We start from the raw sequence: 12,776 nt of genomic DNA, 5'->3' as shown, positions 1-12,776 counted from the left end.
GGGGCGGCCGAGCCGGTCAACTGTTCCCAGATTGCTCTCCCGTCGGGCTCGGCAATCTGGAAGAAGGTCGACCGGTCCCCCTTCGTCCCGGTCGGTTGCGGTCAGCCGCTACTCACGCCGTTCGCGCGGCACCGGCGTGATCACGGCTCCCCGCGGTTCTCGCTGACCGGCGGCGAAGCTGCTGCACTCGGGGCAGGTCGAGACCACCGGGTGCGCGCAGGCGAGCACGTGATCGAGGAAGTCCTGCGCCGCGTGCAGTTGGCGGATCTGGTCCGCGATCCGGTCTCGTCGGTCACGCACCAGCGCGGCGCGGCGCTGACCGTCGCCGCGATACAGGTCCCCGATCTCGGTCAGCGACATGCCGGCGCGCTGGCAGAGTCGGATCAGGCGGGCCCGCGTGATCGTCTCGTCGTCGTAGACCCGGTGCCCGTTGGCGAGCCGGGCCGGTTCGAGCGCACCGACCTCCTCCCAGTGCCGCAGCACATGCGTCGGGACGCCGAGCAGCGCCGCCGCGTCTCCGATTCGCCATGTCGTCACGGCGACTCCTCACGAGTTGACTTCAGGTCGACCTGAATTTCTACGGTGCCCTCCCATGGCGCACGATGCGCCACGGTAGAGGGAGAAGCTCATGGTCCATACGATCCGTGCGGCCGGGGTGGCGGTCGCCGCGCTGGCTGCGGTGCCGTACCGCCTGATCCGGCCACGTCCGATCGACCGCCGCTTCCTGGCCGGGCTGTCCGACGCCGGTATCCCGCGCGGGGATGTCGAGGTCGAGCTGATCGCACTGGACCAGACGGTGCGGTCGGTGCCGACCCCACTGATCGCCGAGGCCGTCCGGCACCCGCGCCGGGTCGGCAACGCCCTGACCACGTACGTGATCCGCCATCCGGAGGTGACCGTGCTGCTCGACCCGTCGGTCTGCACCGACGTCGGAGCCCGGGTGATCGGCGAGTTGCCGTGGACGGTGCGGCCGGTGGTGCGACCGCGCTACCAGGTGCTGCCGACCACGACGGCGCTGGACCGGGCCGGCATTCCGGCCGACACGATCGACTTCGCACTCCCCACCCATCTGCACTGGGACCACGTCTGCGGGCTGCTCGACCTTCCCGGGCTGCCGGTCATGGTGCGGGAGCGGGAACGGGACTGGATGATGTCCGGTGACGTGGCACCGGCGGGCGGCGTCCGAGCCGCGCTGGAGGGCCGCCGGCTGGACAGCTACGAGTTGGACGGGCCGCCGGTGCTCACCTTCGAGCGCAGTCACGACCTGCTCGGCGACGGATCAGTGATCATGGTCGAGCTGGCCGGGCACACCCCGGGGAGTGCCGGCGTCCTGCTGCGTACCGCCGACGGACCGGTGCTGGTCGCCGGTGACGCGGCCTGGCACGGGCTGCAGATCGAACACGTCCGGCAGAAGGCGCCGTACCCGGGGTGGCTCGTCGACGACGATCGCGACGCGGCCTTCCGCACACTGCACCGGCTGCACGCCGTCCGGAAGCAGGTCCGGATCATCCCGACCCACGACCCGAGCGCCTGATCCCCGATCCGAACCAGCGGGTCCGCCATCGTCGTTCGACCGAAGGTGGCGCGTGGCCGTCAGACGTTGAAGCGGAACTCCACCACGTCGCCGTCCTGCATGACGTACTCCTTGCCCTCGATCCGGACCTTGCCGGCGGCCTTCGCCGCCGCCATCGATCCGGCCGCGACCAGGTCGTCGTAGGAGACGACCTCGGCCTTGATGAAGCCGCGCTGGAAGTCGCTGTGGATCACACCCGCGGCCTCCGGCGCGGTCGCGCCGACCGGGACGGTCCAGGCGCGCGCCTCCTTGGGGCCCGCCGTCAGGTACGTCTGGAGCCCGAGCGTGCGGAAGCCGACCCTGACGAGCTGGTCCAGGCCGGGCTCGTTCTGCCCGATGGACTCCAGCAGCTCGCGGGCCTCCTCCTCGGGCAGGTCCACCAGCTCGGACTCGATCTTGGCGTCCATGAAGACCGCCTCGGCCGGGGCGACCAGGGCGCGCAGCTCGTCGAGGAACGCGGAGTTGCCCAGTTCGGCCTCGTCGACGTTGAAGACGTAGAGGAACGGCTTGGTGGTGAGCAGGTGCAGCTCGCGCAGGTGCTCCAGCTCGATCTTCGCGGCGGCGGCCCCGGAGTAGAGGGTGGTGCCGCTGTCGAGAAGCTCGACGGCCTGCTTGGCGGCGGTGACGGCGGCGGCCCGGTCCTTGCGGAGCTTGGCCTCCTTCTCCAGCCGGGGCAGCGCCTTGTCCAGGGTCTGGAGGTCGGCCAGGATCAGCTCGGTGTTGATCGTCTCGATGTCGTCGGCCGGGGAGACCTTGCCGTCGACGTGCACCACGTTCGGGTCGGAGAAGGCGCGCACCACCTGGCAGATCGCCGAGGCGTCCCGGATGTTCGCCAGGAAGGCGTTGCCCCGGCCCTGCCCCTTGGAGGCGCCGCGGACCAGGCCGGCGATGTCGACGAACGACACCGGCGCGGGCAGCACCTTCTGCGAGGCGAAGATCTCGGCGAGCTTGGCCAGCCGCTCGTCCGGCAGCCCGACGACGCCGACGTTCGGCTCGATGGTGGCGAACGGGTAGTTCGCCGCGAGCACGTCGTTCTTGGTCAGCGCGTTGAACAGGGTGCTCTTGCCGACGTTGGGCAGGCCGACGATGCCGATGGTGAGACTCACGACGAGCCAGCTTACGCGCCTCCCGCCGACCACCCGGCAGCCGGCCGGGAAATGGGGGTGTCAGGCGGTCAGCAGCCGCGGCTCGATCCGGGTCTCCCGGACCCCGCCGTCCTCGGCCCGGGTCACCTCGTACGCCGCGACGCCCTCGCGGTCGGCGACCGCCTCGACCAGTCGGGTCCCCCGATAGACCAGTCCGACGCCGTCGTCGGTGCAGTGGCTGGTCGGCAGGGTGCCGTCGCCGACCAGGCGGTGCATCAGCGGGCGGCGCTGCTCCTCGCCGTCGTAGTGCACGCCGTTGCCGTAGGGCAGCCAGCCCAGGCCGTCGGTGAAGGCGCGCAGGGTGGGGCCGTAGCTGTCGGTGGCGCCGCCGAGGTGCCAGCAGATCGACCCGGCGGAGACCCCGCCGAGCACCACGCCGGCCTGCCAGCACTCGTGCAGGATCTCCTCCAGCCCGTGCACCCGCCACACCGCGCAGAGGTTGGCCACGCTGCCGCCGCCGACCCAGATGACGTCCTGGGCCAGCAGGTGCGCCCGGACGTCGTCGACGTTGGGCATCGGGAAGAGCGCCAGGTGCGACGCGCGGAACCGGGTGCCGGCGAACGCGCCGTGGAACGTGGTCAGCGCGGTCGGCTGGTCACCGACGGCCTGGTTGAGGTAGCAGATCCGGGGCTCGTCGGCGCCCGCCAGCTCGGCCATCAGGTCGAAGACCGGGCCGGGCTGGACGTCGTACGGGCCACGGCGCCGGGTGGTGAAGCCCATGCTGGTGGCGACGATGGTCGGCTCGCTGGCGGCCATGGCGGTCCTCCGGTTCTGCGGCACGGTCACGATCATCCTGCGCCACGTCCGGCGGGTCGACTGCTCAGGCCCCCTGCTCGGCGGCGGCGAGCAGCGTACGCAGCAGGTCGGCCAGGTGCGCCTGGTCGTCGGGCGGGAGCGCGTCGAGGATCCGCCGCTGGACGGCCAGCCCGGCGTCGACGGACTCCTCCACCACCCGCCGGCCGGCGTCGGTGAGGACGATCCGCAGCCCGCGCCGGTCCGCCGGGTCGGGCGTACGCCGGACCAGGCCGGCCCGCTCCAGCCGGTCGAGCCGGCCGGTCATCCCACCGGAGGTGAGCATCAGCGCGGCGGTGAGTGCCTTCGGCGCGAGCGCGTACGGCTCACCGGAGCGGCGCAGGGCGGCGAGCACGTCGAACTCGCCCCGGCTGATCCCCCAGCCGGCGTAGACCTTCTCCTGGTCGTCACCGACCAGCCGGGCCAGCCGGTAGATCCGCCCGAAGACGGCCATCGGCTCGGGACGCATGCCCGCCCGCTCCCGACGCCACTGCTCGACGATGACGTCCACGTCGTCCGTTGCCACTCCGGGATTGTGCCGCACCTCGCACTTCCCTTCCTCGGTCGCGGTGATTTAGCTTAGCACTAAGCTACTTAGTGATGAGGTGAAGAGATGGACCGACGTTGGACGGACGTCGCGCTGACCGCCGCCGCCCCCGCCGCCTGGGGCACCACCTACCTGGTCACCTCCCAACTGCTCCCCGCCGACCGCCCGCTCTGGTCCGGCGCGCTCCGGGCCCTCCCGGCCGGGCTGCTGCTGCTCGCGCTCACCCGCCGCCGCCCCCGGGGCGACTGGTGGTGGCGGGCCACCGTGCTGGGCGCGCTCAACATCGGCGCCTTCTTCCCGCTGCTCTTCCTCGCCGCGTACCGGCTGCCCGGTGGCACCGCGGCCGTGCTCGGCGCCGTCCAGCCGCTGCTGGTCGCCGGGCTCACCGTGGTCGCCCTCGACACCCGGCCCGGCCGGCCGGCGCTGCTCGCCGCGCTGGTCGCGCCGCTCGGCGTGACCCTGGTCGTGCTCCGCCCCGGCGCGGGCCTCGACCCGATCGGCGTCGCCGCCGGACTCACCGCCACCGCCGCGATGGCCGCCGGGCTGGTGCTCACCCGCCGCTGGGGGCGGCCCGCCGGGATCGGCACGCTCGCCGCGACGAGCTGGCAGCTCGTCGCCGGTGGCCTGCTGATCGTGCCGCTGGCCGCCGTCGTCGAGGGCCCGCCACCCGCCCCGGACACCCCGGCCCTGCTCGGGTACGCGTGGCTCGGCCTGGTCGGCACCGCCGGCGCGTACGCCCTGTGGTTCCGGGGGGCGGCCCGACTCCCCGTCACCCAGGTGTCGGTGCTGGGCGCGCTCAGCCCGTTGACCGCCGCCGCGCTCGGCTGGCTGGTGCTCGGCCAGGCGCTCACCCCGACCCAGCTCGCCGGCTTCGCGGTGGCGGTCGGCGCGATGACGCTCGGGCAGCGCACCGGTCAACCGGCCAGCAGCCGGCGCACCTCCGGCGGATCCACCCACTCGGGCAGCGCGCCGGGCGGCAGCTCGGCGGCGGCGGCCAGCGGCAGGGTGAACCGGTGCGCGGCGGCCGGGCCGGCCGCGTAGGACTGGTCGAGCATCCAGCGCACCTCGTCGGCCGTCCAGCCCAGCCCGTGCCGGCCGGCGATCTGCCGCACCAGCCGCAGGCCGACCCGGGTGTCGTCGTCATAGAAGCGCATGCACCAGTGGTGCGCCCACATGCCGAGCGCGCGCAGGCCCGCCCCGTCGAGCGAGCCGGCGAGCCGGCCGCAGGCGGTCTCGGCGAACGGTCGCGCCGGATCGTCGGCCCGGTCCCGCTCGATCGCGCCGTACGCCGCCGACGCCACCACCCGCATCCGGTCGTAGAAGCCCTGCACCACCGCCCGGTCGAGCCGGATCCGCCCCGACCGCATCAGCGGACACCCCGCCCGGCCACGCTCGCCATCCTGCGCACCTTTTCTTGAGTTGGTGGCGGGACCGTACCGGCCACGACCGACACTTTCCGCCCGCGAATCCGTTACCGGGTAAGGGAGATGCGCGTTGAGCTGGGCATTTTGCTGAGTTGCCGCTCAGCCGGGAGCCGTGGGCCGTCCACCGACCGGCCGGTCGACCCGGACCGGGCCGCAACGGGCGCACGGCGAGGTCCGAATCCCGCCAGCCGAGGCCCGGACCAGCGAGGCAGTATCGGTGACGTGGAGTTGGACTTCGAACGGTGCTACCGGGCCGTGGACAGCCGTGACCAGCGCTTCGACGGCTGGTTCTACACCGGCGTGACCTCGACCGGGATCTACTGCCGGCCGTCCTGCCCGGCGATGACGCCGAAACGGCAGAACGTCCGGTTCTTCCCGTCCGCCGCCGCCGCCCAGGGCGCCGGGCTGCGGGCCTGTCGGCGGTGTCGCCCCGACGCCGCCCCGGGCTCGCCGCAGTGGGACGTCCGGGCGGACGTGGTCGGCCGGGCCATGCGGCTGATCGCCGACGGGGTGGTGGACCGGACCGGGGTGCCCGGGCTGGCCGCCCGGCTCGGCTACACCGAACGCCACCTGCACCGGATGCTCCGCGCCGAACTGGGCGCCGGGCCGCTGGCGCTGGCCCGTGCCCAACGCGCGCAGACCGCCCGGATCCTGATCGAGACCACCGGCCTCGGCATGGCCGAGATCGCCTTCGCCGCCGGCTTCGGCAGCGTCCGCCAGTTCAACGACACCGTCCGCGAGGTGTACGGGGCCGCCCCGTCCGAACTGCGGGTCGGGCGGGGCGGGCGGCCGGCGGTCGGCGGGGCGGGCACGATCACGCTGCGGCTGGCGTACCGGCCGCCGTTGCACGCGGCGGCGCTGCTGGACTTCCTGGCACTGCGCGCACTGCCCGGCGTGGAGGAGGTGCGCGACGGCACGTACCGCCGGGGCTTGCGGCTGCCGCACGGGCCCGGCGAGGTGGCGCTGACCCCGGCCGACGGGCACATCTCCGCCACCCTGCGGCTGGCCGACATGCGCGACCTGGCTCCCGCGGTGGCCCGCTCCCGCCGCCTCTTCGACCTCGACGCCGACCCCACCGCCGTCGACGACACCCTCGCCCACGACCCCGCCCTGGCCGAATCGGTGCGCACCGAACCCGGCATCCGCCTCCCCCACGCCGTCGACGGCTTCGAAATGGCCGTCCGCGCCATCACCACCCAACAGATCTCCCTGGCTTCCGCAAGAACCACCCTCACCCGCCTCCTCACCGCCGCCACCCCCACCAACCCCGGTGATCAAGAGGTTTGCGTCGCGGAGAGCGCTCCAGCAGGACGCAAACCTCTTGATCAACGCGGCGAGGGCGGGGCGCGGGGTGGGGGTGGGGGGTTGCGGGGGTTTCTCAGTGCGGAGGAGGTGCTGGGGTTGCCGGAGGGGGTGTTCGGGATGCCTGCCGGGCGGCGGGAGGCTCTTCGGGGGGTGGCGCGGGCCGTCGCCGAGGGGGAGCTGGATCTGGAGCCGGGTGGGGACCGGGAGGACGCCGTGCGGCGGTTGACGGCGCTGCCCGGGATCGGGGCGTGGACCGCCGGCTACGTGGCGATGCGGGCACTCGGCGACCCGGACGTCCTGCTCCCCACCGACCTCGCTGTCCGCCGGGGCGCGACCGCGCTCGGCCTGCCCGACGACCCGAAGACACTCGACGCGTACGCCGACCGCTGGCGACCCTGGCGGTCGTACGCGGTGATCCGACTCTGGAGAGCAGCATGACCACACTGGACAGCACCATCGTCGACACCCCCACCGGCCCGCTGAGCATCCTCGCCGGCCCCGACGGGGCGGTCCGCGCCGCCGGGTTCACCGCCGACCCGGCGAGCCTGCTGCCGCTGACCCACCCGGGTCTCCGGGGCGACCTGCGGCACCGCGCCGACCTCGGCCCGGTGACCGTCGCCGTCCGCTCCTACCTGGACGGCGACCTCGACGCGATCGACACGGTCGCCGTGGAGCAGCGCAGCGGCGGGGCTTTCCTGCCGCACGCCTGGCGGGTCCTCCGCGAGGTCGAGGCCGGCCGGCCGGTGACGTACACCGGTTTCGCCGCGCTGGCCGGACGGCCGGCGGCGGTCCGCGCCGCGGCGGCGGCCTGCGCCCGGAACGCCGCCGCGCTCTTCGTCCCCTGCCACCGGGTGCTGCGCACCGACGGGACCCTCGGCGGCTACCGCTGGGGGCTGGACGTGAAGACGTGGCTGCTGCGCCACGAGTCCGCGCGGGGGCAGTGACGGGAAGCCGACACCGGCACGTCGCCCATTTGACGCTACCGTCGGGTAGTGCTTGCGCAGAGCGACGGCGGTCCCGCAGTCGGCGGCGACGCCCACCCGCTGCGCAACCTCTGGCGGCTGCACCCCTATCTGCGCCCGTACGCGCCGGAGTTCGGCTGGCTGCTGGTCACGGCCTTCGCCGCCACCGCGGCCAGCCTCTCCGTGCCGCTGGTGGTGCAGCGGGTGGTCGACGGGCCGATCGCCCGGCACGACAGCGCCGGGCTGCTCCGGCTCGGTGGCCTCGCCCTCCTGCTCGGCCTCGCCGAGGCGGTGCTGATCTTCATCCGCCGGTGGACCCAGTCCTCCTCGTCGGTCGGCATGGAGGCGGCGATCCGCGCCGACGTCTACGCCCACCTGCAACGCCTCCCCGCCGCCTGCCACGACCGCTGGCAGTCCGGCCAACTGCTCTCCCGGATCACCAGCGACCTGTCGGTGATCCGCCGGTTCCTCTCCTTCGGCCTGCTCTTCCTGGTGCTCAACCTGGTCACCTACGTCGCCGTGGTGGTGCTGCTGGTCCGCCTGCACCCGGCACTCGGGCTGCTGGTGGCGGTCAGCGCGGTGCCGCTGTTCCTGATCAGTCGCCGGTTCGCCCGGCACTACCACGCCGCGTCCCGGCGGATGCAGGACCAGCAGGGCGACGTCGCCACCCTGGTCGAGGAGACCGCGCAGGGGCTGCGCACCACCAAGGCGTACGGGCGGGGACCGGAACTGGCGGAACGGTTCGCGGTCGGCGCCCGCGCGCTGCACGACACCGGGGTGGGCAAGGCCCGGCTGCTGGCCCGTACGTCGGCGCTCTTCGACCTGGTGCCCAACCTGACCCTCGGGGTGGTGCTGGTCGCCGGCGCGGCGGCCGCCGCCCGGGGTGGCCTCACCATCGGTGAGCTGGTCGCCTTCGTCAGCCTCCAGCTCATGCTGATCTGGCCGGTGCAGTCGCTCGGCTGGATCATCGCCAACGGGCAGGAGGCGGCCACCGCCGCCGACCGGATTCAGGAGGTGCTCGACACCGAACCGTCCATCGTGGACGCACCGCAGGCGCGGACGCTGGACCGACGGCAGGTGCGGGGCCGGCTGCGCTTCGAGGGGGTCTCGTTCCGCTATCCCGGCTCCCCCGCCCCGGTGCTGCGCGACATCCAGCTGACCGTCGAGCCGGGCGAGACGCTGGCCCTGGTCGGCGCGACCGGCTGCGGCAAGAGCACCCTGCTCTCCCTGGTCCCCCGGCTGCACGACGTGACCGGCGGGCGGATCACCCTGGACGGGCACGACGTGCGGGACCTGCGGCTGGCGTCGCTGCGCCGGCTGGTCGGGGTGGCCTTCGAGGAGCCGACCCTGTTCTCCATGTCGGTCTGGGAGAACCTGACCCTGGGCCGGCCGGACGCCGACGAGGAGGAGGTCCGCGCCGCGCTCGCCCTCGCCCAGGCCGACTTCGCGTACGACCTGCCGTGGGGGTTGGCCACCCGGGTCGGCGAGCAGGGGCTCTCCCTCTCCGGCGGGCAGCGGCAGCGGCTGGCACTGGCCCGGGCGGTGCTCGGTCGGCCCGCGCTGCTCGTGCTCGACGACCCGCTCTCCGCGCTGGACGTGCACACCGAGGCGCTGGTCGAGGCCGCCCTGAAGCGGATGCTGCGGGACACCACCGCGCTGCTCGTGGTGCACCGGCCGTCCACCGTGGCGCTCGCCGACCGGGTGGCGCTGCTGCACGACGGCCGGATCGCCGCCGTCGGCACCCACTCGCAACTGCTGGCCGACGTGCCCGCGTACCGGGCGGTGCTGTCGGCCCGGCCGGCGCAGTGGCACGACGACGCCGGCCTGGTGCGCTCGTGACGGAGCCGGCGGACGGGTCACCCTCCGTCCCCGCGCCGCGCCGCGCGCCGGACGACGGACCGGACCTGGACCGGTGGCGCGGTCGGGCCACCGACCCGGACGCCGACCGCAGCCGCGCCGAGGACGCCACCCCCGAGGCGGTCGCCCGGCTCCGGGCCCGCAGCCGGGACCTGCTGCGGCAGCTGCTGCACCCGCAGCGGGGCCGGCTCGGGCTGGCCGTGGCGCTGCTGCTGGTGCAGAACGCCGCCGCGATGTCCGGGCCGTACCTGGTGATGGTCGGCATCGACCGGGCCATCGCCCCGCTGCGCGCCGGCGACCCGGGACCGCTGGTCACGGTGGCGACCGCGTTCGGCGCCGCGGCGCTCACCGAGTACGCCGCCCGGCGCGGCTTCCTCACCCTCACCGCGCGGATCGGCCAGGCCGTCCTGCTGGAGCTCCGCCGCCGGGTGTACGACCACTTCCTCCGCCTCGACGTCGGCTTCCACGAGCGCTACACCTCCGGCCGGGTGATGTCCCGGCTCACCAGCGACCTCGACTCGATCGCCGAACTGGTCGACGGCGGGATCGACAGCCTGGTCGTCGCCGCGCTCTCGGTGCTCTCGGTGGCCGGCATCCTGCTCTGGCTGGACCTGCCGCTGGCCGCGGTGACCCTGCTCGCCTTCCCGTTCCTGTTCTGGCTGTCCCGCTGGTTCGCCCGGGCCTCCGCCGGGGCGTACCGGCGCACCCGGGAGGCGGTGGCCCTGGTCATCGTGCACTTCGTCGAGTCGCTGCGGGGCATCCGCGCGGTGCAGGCGTTCCGGCGGGAGCCGCGCAACCAGCAGATCTTCGCCGCGGTGAACGACGACTACCGGCAGGCCAGCCTGGGCGCGTTCCGGCTGATCGCGATCTACTCGCCGGGGATCAAGCTGATCGGCAACCTGACCGTGGCGGTGGTGCTCGGCTACGGCGGCGCCCGGGTGCTGGCCGGCCGGACCGAGGTGGGGGTGCTCGCCGCGTTCCTGCTCTATCTGCGGCGGTTCTTCGAGCCGATGCAGGAGCTGAGCCAGTTCTACAACTCGCTCCAGTCGGCCACCGCCGCGCTGGAGAAGCTGGCCGGGGTCCTCGACGAACGACCGGCGGTGGCCGAACCGGAGCGGCCGACGCCGCTGCCCGCCGGGCCGGGCCGGGGGCTCGTCCGGTTCCGCACGGTGTCGTTCGGCTACCGCCCGGAGACCCCGATCCTGGCCGGGCTGGAGCTGACCGTGCCGGCCGGGCAGACCGTGGCACTGATCGGCCCGACCGGTGCCGGCAAGTCGACCATCGCCAAGCTGCTGGCCCGCTTCCACGACCCGGACGCCGGCACGGTCAGCCTGGACGGCGTCGACCTGCGGGACCTCGCCGACGCCGAGCTGCGCCGCGCGGTGGTGCTGGTCACCCAGGAGAACCACCTGTTCAGCGGCTCGGTGGCGGAGAACATCCGGTTCGGCCGGCCGGACGCCGACGACGCCGCCGTGGAGGCCGCCGCCCGGGCCATCGGCGCGCACGAGTTCATCGCCGCCCTCCCCGACGGGTACGCCACCGAGGTGCACCGCCGCGGCGGCCGGCTCTCCGCCGGGCAGCGTCAGCTCGTCGCGTTCGCCCGGGCGTTCCTCGCCGACCCGCGGGTGCTGATCCTCGACGAGGCCACCTCGTCGCTGGACGTGCCGACGGAGCGGCTGGTGCAGCACGCGCTCGGCAGCATCCTGCGGGACCGGACCGCGCTGGTCATCGCGCACCGGCTCTCCACGGTGGAGATCGCCGACCGGGTGCTGGTGATCGACGGCGGCCGGATCGTCGAGGACGGCCCGCCGGGCGAGCTGGCCACCGCCGGTGGCCGGTACGCCGCCCTGCACGACCAGTGGCGCGACTCGCTGATCTGATCGTGCGGCCGGCCCGCGCTGGCCGCCGTCAGTCGGTGGCCTGGCGGGCGGTGGCCCGGCTCAGTCGGCGGCGGGGTCGACGGGCGGGGTGAGCGCCGCCTCGGCGTGCAGGTCGCGGCGGAGCCGCTCGACGGCCCGGGTGAAGGTGTGCAGCAGCACCAGCACCACGGCGGTGGCGGTGACGAAGACCGGCACCGTCAGCAGCGGCTCCCGGTAGGGGCCGTCGGACTGGGACCGGATCACCACCGGGGCCAGCGTCAGCGCGGCGAGCACGAGGGCGGCCGGGCCGAGCGCCAGCAGGCCGGTGAGCGGGCCGGTTCGCTCCACCGGGCGGCTCACCGCGAGGGCGGCCGAGCCGAGGCCGAAGCCCAGTGCCAGCCCGAGCCCCAGCACGATCAGCACCGGCTGGGCCGGCGCCGCCGACGGAAGCTGGTCCCGCACCACGGACGACCCGAGCGGCATGGCGAGGGCGGCCAGCACCAGCCCCACCGCGTCCCAGGGCAGCACCCGGGCGGCGTACCGGGCCAGCAGGGCGGCGGCGGTGAGGGCCACCACCCCGGTCACCGTCACCAGGAACAGCGACTGAGATGCCGAGCCGGGCGCGATCCGGAAGCCGTACAGCAGCGTCGGGCCGGCGCCGACGCAGAGCGCCACCCAGCGCGCCGCCGTCACCCCACCGGCCCGGTACGCCCACCAGAGCAGCGCCAGCCCGACCACGGCGGCGAGGAGCACCAGCGACCAGTGGCCGAACGCCTCCACCGCCCGGGTCCGGCGGTGACCGGCCAGGCCGTCCGGGCTGACCCGGAAGGTGCGCACCACCCAGGACCGCACCAGCAGCCCGGCCAGGGTGAGGGCGGCGGCCCCGGCGACGACCAGCACCGGCCGGACCGCCGGGCCACCCGAAGGTGGCTGCGGCACGTCGACCGCCCGCCGGTACGCCAGCAGTGCCGCGAGGACGGTCAGCAGCAGCGCCAGCCAGAGCTGCACGGTGACCGGGGAGACCGACCGCGCGTACCGGTCGGGCAGCGCGTCCTGCACCAGCCGGGTGGCGACCGGTTGCAGCACCAGTCCGGCGGCCAGTCCGGCGGCGGGCAGCCAGCGCCCCGCTCGCGGCGCCTGGCCGACGGCGAGCAGCGTCCCGCCGAGCGCCACCCCGACGCCGACGGCGGCCAGCACGACCGAGACGACCACCCGGGCGGGCACCGGATAGCCGGCGACCAGCGCCACCGGGTCGCCCCGGTCACCTGGTCGGCCACCGCCACCAGCAGCAGCGCGCCCGCCACGACCGGCC

General features: G+C 74.5%; 11 protein-coding genes and 1 pseudogene. 6 read left to right on the top strand and 6 right to left on the bottom strand.

What is annotated here, in order from left to right; translation table 11 throughout:
• Positions 1-108 precede the first annotated feature (108 nt).
• Positions 109-537, bottom strand: coding sequence for a helix-turn-helix domain-containing protein (locus ABUL08_RS28305; RefSeq protein ID WP_350933081.1), 429 nt, complete (start codon positions 535-537; stop codon positions 109-111).
• A gap of 91 nt (positions 538-628) precedes the next feature.
• On the opposite strand from ABUL08_RS28305, the gene ABUL08_RS28300 reads away from it, so the two are divergent.
• The gene (locus tag ABUL08_RS28300) at positions 629-1,534 is read left to right on the top strand and encodes an MBL fold metallo-hydrolase (protein ID WP_350933080.1); all 906 of its coding nucleotides are present in this window, start codon (positions 629-631) and stop codon (positions 1,532-1,534) included.
• Positions 1,535-1,593: 59 nt separating this feature from the next.
• Here the strand turns inward: ABUL08_RS28300 and ychF are convergent, their stop codons facing one another.
• The 3 genes from ychF to ABUL08_RS28285 form a co-directional block, all read right to left on the bottom strand.
• The gene (gene ychF / locus ABUL08_RS28295; protein ID WP_350933079.1) at positions 1,594-2,679 is read right to left on the bottom strand and encodes a redox-regulated ATPase YchF; all 1,086 of its coding nucleotides are present in this window, start codon (positions 2,677-2,679) and stop codon (positions 1,594-1,596) included.
• Between the two features lie 60 nt (positions 2,680-2,739).
• The gene (locus ABUL08_RS28290; RefSeq protein ID WP_350933078.1) at positions 2,740-3,474 is read right to left on the bottom strand and encodes a Type 1 glutamine amidotransferase-like domain-containing protein; all 735 of its coding nucleotides are present in this window, start codon (positions 3,472-3,474) and stop codon (positions 2,740-2,742) included.
• Positions 3,475-3,538: 64 nt separating this feature from the next.
• Positions 3,539-4,036 carry a MarR family winged helix-turn-helix transcriptional regulator gene (locus tag ABUL08_RS28285; RefSeq protein WP_350933077.1) on the bottom strand — a complete coding sequence of 166 codons (498 nt, stop codon included), beginning with the start codon at positions 4,034-4,036 and terminating at the stop codon, positions 3,539-3,541.
• A gap of 87 nt (positions 4,037-4,123) precedes the next feature.
• Between ABUL08_RS28285 and ABUL08_RS28280 the strand changes: the two are divergent.
• Positions 4,124-4,894 (top strand): annotated as a pseudogene (locus ABUL08_RS28280) (EamA family transporter); the annotation flags it as partial.
• 77 nt (positions 4,895-4,971) lie between these two features.
• Here ABUL08_RS28280 and ABUL08_RS28275 read toward each other — a convergent pair.
• Positions 4,972-5,424: a hypothetical protein gene (locus ABUL08_RS28275; protein WP_350933076.1), complete on the bottom strand. Its 453-nt coding sequence runs from the start codon at positions 5,422-5,424 to the stop codon at positions 4,972-4,974.
• 279 nt (positions 5,425-5,703) lie between these two features.
• Here ABUL08_RS28275 and ABUL08_RS28270 point away from each other — a divergent pair, with 279 nt between their 5' ends.
• The 4 genes from ABUL08_RS28270 to ABUL08_RS28255 are packed head-to-tail and all read left to right on the top strand — an operon-like array spanning position 5,704 to position 11,485.
• Positions 5,704-7,224 carry a DNA-3-methyladenine glycosylase 2 family protein gene (locus tag ABUL08_RS28270; RefSeq protein WP_350933075.1) on the top strand — a complete coding sequence of 507 codons (1,521 nt, stop codon included), beginning with the start codon at positions 5,704-5,706 and terminating at the stop codon, positions 7,222-7,224.
• Positions 7,221-7,730 (top strand): methylated-DNA--[protein]-cysteine S-methyltransferase, encoded by a 510-nt coding sequence (locus ABUL08_RS28265; RefSeq protein WP_350933074.1) that lies wholly within the window; start codon positions 7,221-7,223, stop codon positions 7,728-7,730. The genes ABUL08_RS28270 and ABUL08_RS28265 overlap by 4 nt, the downstream gene beginning before the upstream one ends.
• Before the next feature lie 48 nt (positions 7,731-7,778).
• Positions 7,779-9,587, top strand: a complete 1,809-nt coding sequence (locus ABUL08_RS28260) for an ABC transporter ATP-binding protein (protein WP_350933073.1) — start codon at positions 7,779-7,781, stop codon at positions 9,585-9,587.
• A complete protein-coding gene (locus tag ABUL08_RS28255; RefSeq protein WP_350933072.1) occupies positions 9,584-11,485 on the top strand; it encodes an ABC transporter ATP-binding protein in 1,902 nt (633 codons plus the stop codon). The genes ABUL08_RS28260 and ABUL08_RS28255 overlap by 4 nt, the downstream gene beginning before the upstream one ends.
• Before the next feature lie 60 nt (positions 11,486-11,545).
• Here the strand turns inward: ABUL08_RS28255 and ABUL08_RS28250 are convergent, their stop codons facing one another.
• Complete coding sequence (locus tag ABUL08_RS28250; RefSeq protein ID WP_350933071.1) at positions 11,546-12,712, bottom strand: hypothetical protein; 1,167 nt, start codon at positions 12,710-12,712, stop codon at positions 11,546-11,548.
• Positions 12,713-12,776 lie beyond the last annotated feature (64 nt).

Source organism: Micromonospora sp. CCTCC AA 2012012 (assembly GCF_040499845.1).
GTDB lineage: Bacteria > Actinomycetota > Actinomycetes > Mycobacteriales > Micromonosporaceae > Micromonospora > Micromonospora mangrovi.
Note: the sequence above shows the minus strand (reverse complement) of the source record. Positions and strands in the feature narration are given on the sequence as shown.

Bases quoted from the DNA above. Each gene is read 5' to 3' on its own strand.
- ABUL08_RS28300 (WP_350933080.1), top strand. From the start codon at position 629: ATGGTCCATACGATCCGTGCGGCCGGGGTGGCGGTCGCCGCGCTGGCT.
- ABUL08_RS28290 (WP_350933078.1), bottom strand. From the start codon at position 3,474: ATGGCCGCCAGCGAGCCGACCATCGTCGCCACCAGCATGGGCTTCACC.
- ABUL08_RS28265 (WP_350933074.1), top strand. From the start codon at position 7,221: ATGACCACACTGGACAGCACCATCGTCGACACCCCCACCGGCCCGCTG.
- ABUL08_RS28275 (WP_350933076.1), bottom strand. From the start codon at position 5,424: ATGCGGTCGGGGCGGATCCGGCTCGACCGGGCGGTGGTGCAGGGCTTC.